The sequence below is a fragment of the Pseudomonas sp. CCI4.2 genome (genome assembly GCF_034350045.1).
Lineage (GTDB): Bacteria > Pseudomonadota > Gammaproteobacteria > Pseudomonadales > Pseudomonadaceae > Aquipseudomonas.
The window spans coordinates 317,917-330,822 of the sequence record NZ_CP133781.1 but is presented as its reverse complement, the minus strand read 5'-3'; the positions used below and the strand labels follow the sequence as shown (position 1 = coordinate 330,822).

At 52.1% G+C, this 12,906-nt stretch carries 13 protein-coding genes; 6 read left to right on the top strand and 7 right to left on the bottom strand.

Annotation, left to right across the window (positions count from 1 at the left end):
* Positions 1–23: 23 nt before the first annotated feature.
* The 4 genes from RHM65_RS01515 to RHM65_RS01500 are packed head-to-tail and all read right to left on the bottom strand — an operon-like array spanning position 24 to position 2,445.
* Positions 24–497: a DoxX family protein gene (locus RHM65_RS01515; RefSeq protein WP_322167707.1), complete on the bottom strand. Its 474-nt coding sequence runs from the start codon at positions 495–497 to the stop codon at positions 24–26.
* 31 nt (positions 498–528) lie between these two features.
* Positions 529–1,293 carry a DNA-binding domain-containing protein gene (locus RHM65_RS01510; protein WP_322167708.1) on the bottom strand — a complete coding sequence of 255 codons (765 nt, stop codon included), beginning with the start codon at positions 1,291–1,293 and terminating at the stop codon, positions 529–531.
* Positions 1,290–2,126, bottom strand: a complete 837-nt coding sequence (locus RHM65_RS01505; RefSeq protein WP_322170731.1) for a DUF692 domain-containing protein — start codon at positions 2,124–2,126, stop codon at positions 1,290–1,292. Before RHM65_RS01505 ends, RHM65_RS01510 begins: the two co-directional genes overlap by 4 nt.
* Before the next feature lie 46 nt (positions 2,127–2,172).
* Positions 2,173–2,445 carry a DUF2282 domain-containing protein gene (locus tag RHM65_RS01500; protein WP_322184196.1) on the bottom strand — a complete coding sequence of 91 codons (273 nt, stop codon included), beginning with the start codon at positions 2,443–2,445 and terminating at the stop codon, positions 2,173–2,175.
* 251 nt (positions 2,446–2,696) lie between these two features.
* Between RHM65_RS01500 and RHM65_RS01495 the strand changes: the two genes are divergently transcribed.
* From RHM65_RS01495 to RHM65_RS01485, 3 genes are all read left to right on the top strand, one after another.
* A complete protein-coding gene (locus RHM65_RS01495; protein WP_322167710.1) occupies positions 2,697–3,269 on the top strand; it encodes a sigma-70 family RNA polymerase sigma factor in 573 nt (190 codons plus the stop codon).
* Entirely contained in the window at positions 3,266–3,907 is a 642-nt protein-coding gene (locus tag RHM65_RS01490; RefSeq protein ID WP_322167711.1) for a DUF1109 domain-containing protein, read from the top strand. Before RHM65_RS01495 ends, RHM65_RS01490 begins: the two co-directional genes overlap by 4 nt.
* A gap of 463 nt (positions 3,908–4,370) precedes the next feature.
* Positions 4,371–5,744 carry a DUF6602 domain-containing protein gene (locus RHM65_RS01485; RefSeq protein WP_322184193.1) on the top strand — a complete coding sequence of 458 codons (1,374 nt, stop codon included), beginning with the start codon at positions 4,371–4,373 and terminating at the stop codon, positions 5,742–5,744.
* A 482-nt stretch (positions 5,745–6,226) separates the two neighbouring features.
* On the opposite strand, the gene RHM65_RS01480 is transcribed toward RHM65_RS01485, so the two are convergent.
* On the bottom strand, positions 6,227–6,634 hold the full coding sequence (locus RHM65_RS01480) for a DUF167 family protein (RefSeq protein WP_322184191.1): 408 nt from the start codon (positions 6,632–6,634) through the stop codon (positions 6,227–6,229).
* 503 nt (positions 6,635–7,137) lie between these two features.
* On the opposite strand from RHM65_RS01480, the gene RHM65_RS01475 reads away from it, so the two are divergent.
* A complete protein-coding gene (locus tag RHM65_RS01475; RefSeq protein WP_322184189.1) occupies positions 7,138–7,446 on the top strand; it encodes a hypothetical protein in 309 nt (102 codons plus the stop codon).
* The gene (locus RHM65_RS01470; protein WP_322184187.1) at positions 7,403–7,834 is read left to right on the top strand and encodes a hypothetical protein; all 432 of its coding nucleotides are present in this window, start codon (positions 7,403–7,405) and stop codon (positions 7,832–7,834) included. Before RHM65_RS01475 ends, RHM65_RS01470 begins: the two co-directional genes overlap by 44 nt.
* 246 nt (positions 7,835–8,080) lie before the next feature.
* Here RHM65_RS01470 and RHM65_RS01465 read toward each other — a convergent pair whose 3' ends face one another.
* Complete coding sequence (locus RHM65_RS01465) at positions 8,081–8,695, bottom strand: hypothetical protein (RefSeq protein ID WP_322184185.1); 615 nt, start codon at positions 8,693–8,695, stop codon at positions 8,081–8,083.
* Positions 8,696–9,219: 524 nt separating this feature from the next.
* On the opposite strand from RHM65_RS01465, the gene RHM65_RS01460 reads away from it, so the two are divergent.
* Positions 9,220–9,675 carry a hypothetical protein gene (locus tag RHM65_RS01460; RefSeq protein WP_322184183.1) on the top strand — a complete coding sequence of 152 codons (456 nt, stop codon included), beginning with the start codon at positions 9,220–9,222 and terminating at the stop codon, positions 9,673–9,675.
* Positions 9,676–10,395: 720 nt separating this feature from the next.
* Here the strand turns inward: RHM65_RS01460 and RHM65_RS01455 are convergent.
* A complete protein-coding gene (locus RHM65_RS01455; RefSeq protein ID WP_322184181.1) occupies positions 10,396–12,444 on the bottom strand; it encodes an AAA family ATPase in 2,049 nt (682 codons plus the stop codon).
* Positions 12,445–12,906 lie beyond the last annotated feature (462 nt).

Sequence of the window (12,906 nt, the reverse complement as noted above, 5' to 3'; positions counted from 1 at the left end):
CATTGGGTTTCGCCAATGACGGATCATCGGATGCCCAGTCGTCGATCCAGCGAAAGTGATCCTGCGCCACGCGCGACGATGAGCAGCAGCAGACCCGCCCAGGAAAGATGCGTCGGCCAGGCGTCAGGGTACACAAACACCTCAATGACAAATGTCATGCCCAGCAACGCCAACGCTGACAGTCGGGAAAACAACCCCAGCACCAGAAGCACCGGAAACAAGTGCTCGCTGTAGGCTGAAAGGTGCGCAGCCAGTTCTGGAGAGATCAACGGCAGGGCGTATTCCGTGCGGAACAGTTCGTAGGTACTTGGTGTGATCGTCAGAAAGCCACTGACTTTGGTTCGTCCTGACATAAAGAAAATAGCGGCAATCGACAGACGAGCTATCAACGCCAACAGCGAATCGCCAATCAGCGACTCCAGTCGGCCTGCGACGCGGTTCCAGAGTCCACGCAGGGATCTATCGACAGCAGATGGGTGGGTGTGGATAACGTCCATGAGGTGCTCCATCGGTTACGTAGGTACGTTTTTAGAAAGGTCGACCTGAATTCGCCGCGACGAATGCGTCAGCGCTCACCAAGCGGATGATCAGGTTTTCCAGGTTCAAGTCAGGCTCGACTGCACTGGCTCGATCGGCAGCTTTATCGAGGGGCAGGTCTGCCGCGCACGCATCGAGAAAGGCACATTCGGCAGCACTGGCAGCCTGCCAATGAACGCCGCCAACCTTGCGCGTCAGAAGCGCACCTTCGCCCTGCCAGGTGAGTTCGTCAGGCATCTCCAGCTGTTCACGATTGACACGCCAGATCGTGTACGCCGGACAGTCAGGTAACCAAACCCAGCGGCAAGCCGCACGGGGTGTAAGTCGGCTGTTGGCCAAGTCTGTCGGCGACAGTTGGGCCAAGGTACTCATTTCCAAGACGGGTTCATCTTTGGCGCAATGCACGTGTGTCCACAGCAGATCTAGAAGGGCGACGTCGCCCAGATAGGGCATTTCTCGTGCGTGCTCAAAGCCGTCGAGAAAATGCGGAAATTCGGCCCCGTAGTGCAACAACCGGGCGTCCGTTGGCGGCGAAATTCGGGCATGGATTGCGGCGGCGCTCCGGAGCCAGTCGGTGCCCACGAGTCGTTCTATGGTCGGGAAGTTGGCGAGCAACGCGTCGGTTGCACCTTTGAGCACTGTATTGCGATAAACCGCAAAACCGGGCTGTTGGGTAAGCGCTTGCATCTCGGATGAATCGGCACCGTAGAGTGCTTCTACGAACGCATCTTGAAAGTGTTCGAGGGATGGCTTCATATCGCCAGCCCCCGTTGCAGGCTTTGCCCAAGATTCAGGCGTGATTGCGCTCTGTCGCGTTCGGCGAGCAGAACATCGAAAGCAGGGATATGGTCGTCACGTTCGATCAATGTGGGGCGCATACCGATTCTATTAATCAAGCGTTCATACAAAGACCAGACATCCTCAGCGATGGGCGCGTCGTGAGTATCGATCAATAACGTTGAATTTCCCGGATCCTCAGTGTGCCCGGCCAGATGTATCTCCATGATTGCCGTGGCCGGAAAAGCATCCAGATAAGTTGCCGCATCGAAGCCCAGGTTGTGGGCGCTGATGTGTACGTTATTGACATCCAGCAGCAAGCCGCAGCCAGTCCTTTTACTCAATTCAGTCAGAAAATCGACTTCGCTGTAGTCATGACCAGCAAGGTGTAAATAGTGGGTCGGATTTTCAATGGCAATACGACGTCCAAGGGCATCTTGTGTGCAGTGGATATTGCTTGCTATGCGCTGCAATGCCTCGCTTGTGCGGGGAAATGGCAACAGGTCAGGATGGTATTGACCGCGCCAGGCGGACCACGCCAGGTGCTCGGAAATCAAGGCGGGTTGAATGCGATCAGCGAGCGTGTTCAAGCGCTTTAAGTGCTCTGCATCCGGCGGACAATCGGCCGCCAGCGAGAGTGATACGCCGTGTAATGACAGCGGGTGCCGGTTGCCAATTGCCTCTAGCCACGCCAAGCGGGGGCCACCACCGACCATGTAGTTTTCCGGATGAACTTCGAACCAGAGCCCCTCAACCGTGCAGTCGAGGGCGTCCTGGTAGTGAACCGGTTTGAGGCCGAGCCCGGCCCCCATCTGGAATTGATTCTTCATGATTGGCGTGTGCCCCGTGGTGCAGAAGTTACATAGGTGTCAGAGTGCCCATGCCTTTTGGGGTCTTGATGGACGTGCACGTACCCGCTGGAACGTTTTTCCAAGAGTTGGCCTGGTAATCCATTTTGGCGGTGCCTGCACAGGTAGTGCCTGCACCGGCTTTGCAATCGTTATGACCGGCCATCGAGACGCCGTAGCATTTTTCCATGGCGCCAGCAGCAGCAGGGGTCTCTGCGGCCATAGCACCGGCTGCGAAGGAAGAGAAAGCAACGGCGAGGGCGGCAAGTTTCAGGGTGTTCATGGTTATTTCTCCGGACAATAATGAGCGGTCGTCGTGTCAGTGCGAAAGTGCGCTGTGCTTGCGATCCGAAAGGTAGTTCGCTGACTGTTCATATCCGGTTACAGCAATCGCAAAAAATTTCTCAGGTGCGTGAAAATAAATCCGCTGATTGCCTTACGCCGTTCAACGCAAGCATGATCCGCTGCCCGTTACTGGCATTGCCGTTATGCAGGTATGAAATATATTTACCCTTCGTGTAACCAGGGCGGACGATGGAACGAACTACAGATAACAATACGTTGCGCAGCCGGGAGCTCCATCTCCAAAGCGTGTTCCTCGCCGGTTTAAACGGAGACGAACGGGCTTATCGCGTATTCCTGTCTGAGTTAAGCGGTCATTTACGTGGCTTTTTGCGAGCGAAACTTCAACGACAACCTGATGAAGTCGAGGATTTGCTGCAAGAGGTTTTGCTCGCTGTTCACAATGGGCGCCATACGTACCGAGCCGATCAGCCTCTGACAGCGTGGGTTTTTGCTATTGCGCGCTACAAGCTCACTGATTTTTTTCGAAGCCGGTCACGCCGTGAGGTGTTCAACGATTGTCTCGACGATGTGTCCGAGCTATTTGCCGAGCCCGAGCTTGAGCCCGCGCAGGCCAGTCGCGACCTGAGCAAGTTGCTGGAGCAACTGCCTGAGCGTCAGCGTCTACCCATCGTGCATGTGAAGCTTGAAGGGTTGTCGGTGACTGAAACCGCACAGATGACAGGTTTGTCGGAGTCCGCCGTAAAGGTAGGCATACATCGCGGGCTCAAGGCGCTGGCGGCGAGGATTATAGGTGCACGATGAAAACTGATGATTTTATTACCATGCTCGCCTCGGGCATTACCCCAGTCGACCGGAATACGCTGGCCAAACGCTTCGGCGTCGCTGTATTGGTCGGTTTAGCGGCGGCTACTTTGCTGGTGGCGATGAAGCTGGGTATTCGCCCAGATCTGGCTGAGGTGTCGGCAACGCCAGTCTTCTGGGCGAAGATAGCGTTTCCTTTGTGCCTGATGATCGGTGCGCTAAGTACCGTGGTGCGGCTGGCAAGACCTGGGATAACGGCTGGCTCGGGACAACGCCTGATCGTTGCGGCGGTTGCAGCGGTGTGGGTCGGCACCCTCTATGTTCTCCTGACTGCTGCGCCCGGTGAGCGTGTCGAAATTGTCCTTGGCAAGACATGGCGGGTGTGCGCGTTGAACATTACCCTGCTGTCGATTCCGGGCTTCATCGCGGTTTTCTGGGCCCTACGCGGGTCCGCGCCCACGCGCCTGGCATTGGCAGGTGCCTGTGGCGGATTGCTGGCCGGTGCGATGGCTACGCTTGCCTATTGTTTGCATTGCCCAGAAATGGAAGTTCCATTTTGGGGTGCCTGGTATTTGCTGGGCATGTTGGTCCCGGCAGCTATCGGCGCGTTACTCGGGCCGCGCTGGCTTCGCTGGTAACAAAAAAAACCCCGTATCGGCAAGCGATTACGGGGGTTTTTAGGTTCGCCAAGCGCCGTGGAATTCCACGGAATTTGTCAGACGTTAAAGCGGAAGTATGGCGTTCAAGCCATTGCCGTTACCGGGTTTCACAACTCGCGGCCTCAAATTGTACCCGGTAGCGTACCCGGTTTAGAAATTGTACATTGTCGCTGGCAGCTGCCTTGTATGATTGTCGCGAAACTGCACACCACTTGATCACTTGGTTGCATCTGCGACCGGCAGCGATCGGCCAAAAGTGGACGATCACGGAAACCTGCTTTTGCCCAGCACCACCCGGTCAAGTGACTACGAAATCAGGGTTGATTTATTAGGGCTCGCGAATGAAAGTTTCGAGAGGATTTTTCTGACTCGAGGATTTGTCTCTCTAAAGTTGATAAAATCCAACAGATCTGCATTATTCAATTTAAGGAAGTTAGGTCATATGCCAGAGAGCCTAGAAAAGAGAAAGCGGCTAACTGCCGCAGAGAAACAAGACCGAGTTGATTTTGCCAGTAGGGAGGCGCGGACTAAAGAATGGTGCTCAAACCAAGCCTTGCGAGCGAATAAGCTTCGCTCTAAGGATAAAGAGTTTCATGGTTTAGAGCGAGAGTTCATAAATTTGCAAAGCAAAATGCTGCGCGATTATGAAATATCAAAAGACATCAAGCATCCAAGGGACGTTGGTACAGTTAGGGAAGTACTGCTCAGAGCTTTCTTTCTAGAAAACAAGCTTTTACCTCGGCGTTATGCCGTATCAGATACGAGCGTTCGCGTTGCGTCAACTAGCGGACACTTGAGTAACGAAATCGATATACTTTTCTACAACTTCTTCGACTCTTTTACGCTCATGCAGCGGCAAGACGTCTACGAGGTTTTACCTGTAGAATATTGCTATGGTGCTGTCCAGGTTAAGTCAAGACTCTCTAAAAAAGAATTAAAGAGTGCCATTGAGAATATTGCCTCATTCAAGCGGTTGCGGAGGCTAGATGCCAGTCCAAATTTTGTAAGGCAAGAAGATAAAATCCAAGAGGAAGGATTTGGAATTATATTTGCTTATGACTCCGATATGGACTGGTCTGATCTAGTATCAGAGCTTAGGCTTCACGCACAAAACTATGATAAGAGCGTGCTACCTAACGCAGTGTTCATTCTTTCCAAGGGATATTTCCTGTTCGGGAATGAGAATTTCGCTAGCGCTTATAATTCTGATATCAAGGGATTTGACAATATACAGATATTTGGATACCCAGATCGGCAAGGATATTGTCTGTATCAGCTTTATGACATTACTTTCGGCTTGCTTCGTAGAACTCGGACGCAAGAAGCATTTCCCCATCAGTACTTTAGGCTGCCCTTAACAGCTGGCGACTACTCGTACCAGTATAATTTTGGTAACTTTGCAGAGTTTGGACAATGCGAGGAGCATGGGGACTTTTCAAGAACCTATACTCCTGAGAAACTAGAAAAATTAATTACCTGGTGTCAGACTGCCGAACCGATTAATTGGATCGAAGCCACAGATTTAGCGTATGGCAAGCCGGGCGATAACATTGAGGCCTATGAGAGGCAGCCGGGCGATGTCAGAATCTACAATCCTGAGGGTTTGGCGCTTAGCGACATTTTGGTTACTGATAAGGAGCTAATGTTCGAAGGCAAGGAAATTATTACCAAAGCGCTTTCTTTCGATACAATAACAAGTTGCGGGTTGAATATTTTAATCCCTTACTACTACCAGATCACGCAAGATCTAGTTCAAGGGTGCTCCAAGTGTAAAAAGGGCGCAAAGGCTCGGATGGCATCGGTAGCCAAGGACTAACACATATCCGAGCTTGCGCGGTCGCTCCTAGTTTTCTGCGCATAGGGACCGTCCGCTTTGGGGCGATTTCTGCCCTCAGTGAAAGGCGGCTTTGGGTCGAAAGCGGCCCTCGCTGACCGACAACTATCATCGCCTCCATGCTGACAAACTGCGACCATGATCCCAGTGAAATCACCCGGTGCGTACCGGCAATCAACTTGCCAAAACAGTCGTGAGCTATCTCGCCCTCGCCCTCGCCCTTTACCGTTGCCGTTGCCGTGATTTTCAACGTTGCCGGAACGAGAAAATTTTCCAAGTAGCCGCTCATGGCCAAAGTTGCATTGCAACGTGGCACTTTGCAGAAAATACTTAGCTTAAACAGGCTGTTCAGTACGAATGCAAACGGGTAGTCAAGTCGATGAAATCTTGTCGGCGAGCAGACACTGGGACAGTCCATGACAGCAGGGCGGCTCATTAGACTGCATCGCGCCCGTAGCGAATGGTCAGGTGTTTTCTGCTTCTGACAGGGCCTTGGCCACTACGGCAGGTAAGCTTCCGGGCGCCCTTATACGCATCTGCTTGTTCAAATTAAAACGACCGAACACAACCGTGATGTCAGAAACCGAGACGTCAAACTCTCGGGCGAGAAACTTAACCATGTGGTCAGTCGCCTTGCCTGCTACGGGTGCGGCGGTGACGCTAATCTTGAGTTGACTTCCTTTCGACTTGCCGATGGCATCCTTTTTGGCGCTCGGAGTTCCAAGTATGTTCAGGACTAAAATCTCTCCATCCCACCCACAAAACGAGGACATCTCAAACCCACGGCCGGATTTCTTTTTGGTAATTGCTTTTGCTGTCTTCACATGGATCCTGCGTAGTTCGGATAAAAATGCCTTATTATAAATAGACATCAACGGGTGCAGAACATTTTTGGCGAATGTGCGCTGCTGATCTGGAGTGCAGTGTTCACGAGGAGGGTGGAAGTAAAAAACGGTTGGGCACCATTGCAGCAATTTCTTTTGCGACGGTGTTTAGCAGTGTAGAGGGTAGCGCGTGGCTGGAGGAAAGACGAACGCCTGATTCTTGCCGCCCAGGCTATTGTGACCGGCAGAAGTCGACCTAAAGCACCCGATCCGGCTCCTTAGATAGTTCATGGCGTTTCAGCTCAGCGGCAGTACCCCTCGATGGCTTGGGTAAACTTTTTAGACACGCCAGTTACGTAGAGGTTGGTAATGTCGATAACTATGTCCGCGCGTGCATATAGCTCGCTGAGTACGGGCTGACGGAAGTCTGGGGCCAGGGTTTCTAGGTCGGCTGAAACATCGCGAGCGTTGCATAGGCAAGAGTAAAGGCCCAGTCGCAATCCATAAAAACCCATTCGTCACGATCCGCCTTATTGAGCTTAGAATTTGAAATGAAAAAGGATGTCAATATGAGCGGCAATGCCTCCAAGAAGAGCACCCTTAAGCCCCACCCAACAAAAGATGAGATCGTCCTGTTGCCTGCTTTTGAAGGGCTGCAACTTGGTCAGATCGTCATACTTGAATCACATGATCAGTTTACAAACGCCCTAGAAATGATTCAGGCTGCTGGGGTGGTTGGTTTCGATACCGAGTCGAAACCAATATTTATCAAAGGAGGAAAGAGCGAGTGGCCACACGTGGTGCAGATCGCCCTGAATGACCGGGCTTATATTGTCCCTATCGGTACCACCACCAATTGAGTTCCTGACAGCCGTTCTTGGCTCGAAAGACATCGTCAAAGTCGGGTTTGGCTTGAAGTCTGATCGAAACCACCTGAGGCGGAAGCTCGGAGTTCTGATCCAAGGTGAGATAGAATTGACTCAATCACTGCGCGCACTCGGGTATCGGCAAAGTCTAGGCGCCAAAGCCGCTGTTGCCGTGGTGCTGGGCCAGAACCTGAACAAATCTAAATCTGTCACCACTTCGAACTGGGCAATGTGTCCACTACAGAAGTCTCAGTTGCTGTATGCGGCCAATGATGCTTTCTCAGCACTGAAGATATTCTTGGCACTTGGCTCACCACTTAAACTGAACCACACCAAAACCGAGACAATTCAAGGTACATGTGCGCATGTGATCAGCCCATAGACCGCAGCCGACCCACGCTGCAGATGGTGATAGGCAGAAACCGGTTAGGTGCAGACGGTCAGCCCTAAAAATAAATCTGTCCCTATTCGATCACTATCTGCCGATAGGGATCCCACATTTGAAAAAATACGATTAATTTCTTTTTTTGTTTTGTGAGGTTTGCTCAGTCATAGCGAGATCCTTGTTGAGTGTGGTTTATGAGGCGCTGGCAAAGATGTGGTAGGGTGCACAATAATGATAGGTGATTCATTCGAATGTGAATGGGAGTTCCCGTTCGCATTCGTCCTTCAAACGGTCGAACAATTTTTTAGGGCTTTTTGCATCTTGATGGTCAGCTAGATCTAAATAGTAGTTAAGCTCGTTATGAACATAGTAGATCAACCATTCTCCCGTGAGTGCACTTCTTTTTCGCCTTGATGCGATCCCACCATAAGCGACAGCATCTGATATTCGACTGGCCATAGCTAAGCGATATCTTTCCATGTCCGTATCGTCCTCTTCGGCCATGAATACCTCGTGTAGTTTTTCCCTGAATAGTCCGTGTTTAAGCGTGTAATCGCCAAACCACTTGTTGTGAATATTTTGGGCAAGGTGTCTCGAGTCGTAATAATGCTTGTGCCAAAATCTGCCCAGAATGGGGCCTCTAAATTTTTCAGCTGGTTTAGTGCCCGTAGGACAGCTAGTTGGTAGCTTCTCTAATAGAGCGATCTCATCTAGTACGGAGAACTTGTTTATCCATTTAAGCGAGGACAATAATTGAAGCTTTAGTGCTAGATGTTGACTCATTCGGTGTGAATAGGGCTGCGACAAGGCAACGCTTTTCTTAAGCAGCAGTGATTCGTATCTATGAAGTAAGGGCATCAGATTTTCTCCAGTCGGAATCGCCCCGGACATTCTAGATCATCCAATGACTGCTTTTGGCCGCTTTCTGCCCGTCGCGACAGACCTCATTAGGTCGTTCTCTGCCGGCCGTCATTACTGCGTGTGTTGGTCAAGTCCATGCGATTACGCAATTGTTGCACAGTGTTCCATAGGGTCGGATACCTAGGCCTTTGTGTAGTAGCGTTCATCTTCTGACAGCGCGTCGGCAATCATGATGGCGTATCGGTAATGACCTAACCCTAGGCGCCATAGCGTTTGCCCGATCGAGGCCGCACTAGGGGGTAGCGGCGCTTTAAGCCCGTATATGCGATGCAGAGGCTGATTGTGCAGGTGCAGCTATCCCCTCGTGCGCTTAACAGTATTTGCTCACTTCCTTTTCGGCGGAACGTCGCTAAACATCCAAGCCGCAATGCCCAGACATAAGGCCGAAAATGCTTACGCTCAACTGGTGGCATATGGCCTGCGTGGTAGCATGGAAATTCAACTATATTGGGAAGGACTCCATGTCAAACGTAAAACTACTCACGGGCTTGATCTGCGCCATCGTCTTGACTGGCTGCGCATCTGAACCGCCGAAAGTCAGAGAGACCGTATCAGGTAAGCCTGAGGGGGTCTTCCGCAATACATCCGTCGAGGATGCCCGGTATGCGATTATCAACCAGTGCGCCAACAAGGGTCTGTCGGTTGAAGAGTCCACAGGAAACCAAGTGGTCTGTTCGAAGGAGATGGAGGGATCTCAGGCTATAGCTACTCAGGTTGTGCTTGGGAATAGCTACAGCACGACTCCCCAAGTCAAGGCACGCTTCGTCTTCGCTAAAAAGGGCACTGACACTCGCGTGATCTGCTATGCGTGGTATGAGACGGTTATGGCGCTGGGCCAAGTGAAGACTATGGAAGCATCGAGCAACACCGATTTCAATGGCTTGATGTCCTTCCTAAGTAACGCTGGCGCCGAATAGTCTTAGTCGGTATAGGCCCGCCGATTAAGCGGGCCTTTCCTTTACAGTTCATCCCCCTCGTCATCAACAGGCAGTGCCTCAATACTAGTCATCAACTCTCGGTCAAACAGGTTGACGGCCTTCCTGTGCTGCCGGATTGCTTTTAGCTTGGCACTGACTCGACCTCTCTCAGCTTCGAGGTTGTGCTGTCGAAACTCAGCGCGGCGAATCGCAGTACAGGCAACACATGATCGGCTCGATGTGTACCTGAGAGTTGCACCGCACTGGCAGCACCCTCGACCTATTATAGGTGCTTGCCTGGCTTGTTTGATTGTCATATTCCCTCATTGGTGTGTCGTTTTGCATGGGTGTGGGTTAACCGGGGCAGCACAACAACGCCACCCGGTCGTTTGATGCTGTCGTACAGGCGGTGTGCCTTTGGGTCCTTTCCAGCCGATTTGGGTGGTGGGCGGGGGCGCTGAACCCCTCAGGCCGAGATTCGCCCGAATCTGCCATAGCACCGTTGCGAAGTGAGTGGGCGTAGCACGGATGGCAGGGTATTCCTGACCTACAGAGGCAATGATGTACGAGGGGGGCGTTGTTTAAAAAAGTATTCCCACATTCCCACACCCACCACACCCTATATAGGGTTGTGTGGGATTTGTGGTATCGGATTTGTCGATTTACCACAAACCACAAATTGCCGGTTTTGGGGGCGTGTGGGATCTGTGGGAGATCAGGTTAAAGCTCATCCCCCTCGTTCACAGTCGGCTCATCAAACGGCTCATCCCCGTCATGGATAGCCTGCTTTGGGTAGTACGTTTTGGGCAATCTGTACAAACCGTCAGTACCCTTTTCGATAAAGTTTTTGTTATCAAGGTCCTGTATTGCTTTGCACACATTATCGCGGCGCCGATCCCTCTTGCCGTCCACCATCTCCAAAGCATTAACCCCCAACTGTATGAAATTATCATGTGTCAGCGGCTGATGTTCGTTGATGATCTTGTGCATCGGAATTTCATACCGTCCCTTTGGCACTCTTGCCTCACGCACTGCTGCTGGAATTGAATCAAGGAACTGGACAACACAGCTAGATTCGGGTTCGCCGTCCTCATCCCGTCCAAGGTCGACTTGCTGCAACATGAACGCGAACTTTTTCCCCTGAACACCGTTTTTGATTTTCGTGGCCTCGATTACCCTTGTTTTGCCATCCTTATCTTGGGTGATGCAGAACTCGGCATCGACGCCAGCCCTCATACCTGACCAGCCCCGTGCGCCTGCCGCCTGGTTCTTGCCCGAATGGTGAACCAGTAGAACAACGCTGCCCGTTTCCATGGATATACGTTTAGCGCTATCGATAACTTTGCCCATGCTTTCGCCGGTGTTCTCGTTGCCCCCTGCCATCACGGATGCGAGGGTATCCATGATAATTAGGTCCGCATGTCCAATGCCCTTGATAAGCGCCAGCACGTAGTTGTCATCAAGCAAGTTTGGCGCCTGGCAAATAATAGTGAACTGTCCGTCTAGCTCGCTTTCCCGAATTCCTGCATTTTTCAGGTAGGCGTGATAGCGCAGTGCAACCCCGGAGGCATCTTCGGCGGCTATGAATACGACCTTACCCTGTGCGACTTTGCTTCCGCACCACATAGGAACCCCTCGAGCAATAGCCATAGCCATGTCAATGGCAAGGAAGGTTTTCCCCGCAGTGCTGTCACCGTAGATCATCGATATACCAAGTCTTGGCAGTAGGCGTTTGATTAGCCATCGATAGGGCGGCTTCGATCCGTACTCCCCAATAAGCTGCGGGGTCATCGCGGCTACAAGTGCGTCAATATCGGTATGGCGCTTGCGGGGGTTTTCCCATCCGTTCTCTTGGGCACGCCCAAATACATACGCAACGGTCACACCTCCTGGCGTGTCCTTTCCGCTTCGCCAAGCGCTTTTAAAGTCGTCCTCATTGAATTGATCGGGCTCGGTCTTTGACCATTCCTCAGCAATATCCCTGGCGCAATCCCATCCGGTCGTCTTGATGGCGAAAAGGATTTTCACCCATTCCTCGTAGGCACAGTCGGCCGGAATTGCTTTTAGTGCTGATTTCAGCCTGTCGATTTCCTCGGGAGTCTCGGGGGAATTGTTGTCGGTATTTGCTAAAAAATCGTCATCGTCGGTAGCCTTTGCATCCCCCCTCGAACCGGCCATACGTTCAAGTCGGTGGCGTAACTCGGATTCAAGTGTGGGCAACCTGCCGTCAAAATCATCATCGCCGAAAGTGTTTTTGAGCACATGCCCAGTGACGGTTACATATCCCTTCTTGGTGAATATCTCGAGGGGTTTCCCCTGTAAGTGTTCGGCCTCGCCTTTGTAAAATGCCCGGATACCCTTTTGGCTTGGGGAAAACTCAGCATATGTCAGGTCAACAAGTTGCGACACATCGCCAGCAATGTCTCCTGATTCAACGACGTTATCAAAGTCGAGCGCAACGAGTCCAAGACTCGAGCTAATCGCAATCCCGATACCGGCGTAGTCCTTGTTGGAGTTGAATGCTGCAATCGCTTCGTCAAACGTTCCAAGGTTGTCGGCGTCACTTGGGTCATCCGCCGAGGCTCGCGGCTTTCCCGTCGTTGGGTAGTAGGGCGGCTTATGAAGTTTCCCGTTCCCTTTCGGCTTTCCCCACCCCCATACAACCCAACGCCGATGAGTCTTTAACTCAGCAGGAATGTTGGCAGGATGAAAGTTTTCACGGCATTCCTTAGTTAGCTGTCGGCGTCTCTCGACTGGCGCGGTAGTCATATTTCCCCCGTGATGGCGTCCATGAGGCTTGCAGGCTGTCGATATGGTCCGGCGAAGGGTGTTGTCGATTGCGCCGCAGTTCGCCCGCGTGGGTTATATGTCTGTGTCCAGGCGTGCAACATCAGCCCCCCGGATCCATGCACGGGCTCTAGCATTGTCAATAACCGCTTCTTGCCGACCCAAAGCCGAACCGTCAGGCCGTCTAAGACGGACTGTCGTACTCTTCGGGCGGCTCCCTCGACGTTACCTGAGCCGGTCAGTTTATCCAGCCACGAGGCGAGGGGCGTCACACCAATGTAGGACAAGCCCGAAGTATCATGCCCGTTGGGGGAAGAGTTTTGTGGGTCGGTAAACTGTGCGCGCGTTGCCCCGCCTGGCTGGCGGCCTGTACCATCGGCGTGTGTGTATTTGATTCGGTGCTGCTTTTTGGAGTGGTACCGTTTTTTTTTGTTCACGGTCATC

Coding starts and splice junctions, on each gene's coding strand:
- RHM65_RS01515 (WP_322167707.1), bottom strand. CDS start 497: ATGGACGTTATCCACACCCACCCATCTGCTGTCGATAGATCCCTGCGT.
- RHM65_RS01510 (WP_322167708.1), bottom strand. CDS start 1,293: ATGAAGCCATCCCTCGAACACTTTCAAGATGCGTTCGTAGAAGCACTC.
- RHM65_RS01505 (WP_322170731.1), bottom strand. CDS start 2,126: ATGGGGGCCGGGCTCGGCCTCAAACCGGTTCACTACCAGGACGCCCTC.
- RHM65_RS01500 (WP_322184196.1), bottom strand. CDS start 2,445: ATGAACACCCTGAAACTTGCCGCCCTCGCCGTTGCTTTCTCTTCCTTC.
- RHM65_RS01495 (WP_322167710.1), top strand. CDS start 2,697: ATGGAACGAACTACAGATAACAATACGTTGCGCAGCCGGGAGCTCCAT.
- RHM65_RS01490 (WP_322167711.1), top strand. CDS start 3,266: ATGAAAACTGATGATTTTATTACCATGCTCGCCTCGGGCATTACCCCA.
- RHM65_RS01485 (WP_322184193.1), top strand. CDS start 4,371: ATGCCAGAGAGCCTAGAAAAGAGAAAGCGGCTAACTGCCGCAGAGAAA.
- RHM65_RS01480 (WP_322184191.1), bottom strand. CDS start 6,634: ATGTCTATTTATAATAAGGCATTTTTATCCGAACTACGCAGGATCCAT.
- RHM65_RS01475 (WP_322184189.1), top strand. CDS start 7,138: ATGAAAAAGGATGTCAATATGAGCGGCAATGCCTCCAAGAAGAGCACC.
- RHM65_RS01470 (WP_322184187.1), top strand. CDS start 7,403: ATGACCGGGCTTATATTGTCCCTATCGGTACCACCACCAATTGAGTTC.
- RHM65_RS01465 (WP_322184185.1), bottom strand. CDS start 8,695: ATGCCCTTACTTCATAGATACGAATCACTGCTGCTTAAGAAAAGCGTT.
- RHM65_RS01460 (WP_322184183.1), top strand. CDS start 9,220: ATGTCAAACGTAAAACTACTCACGGGCTTGATCTGCGCCATCGTCTTG.
- RHM65_RS01455 (WP_322184181.1), bottom strand. CDS start 12,444: ATGACTACCGCGCCAGTCGAGAGACGCCGACAGCTAACTAAGGAATGC.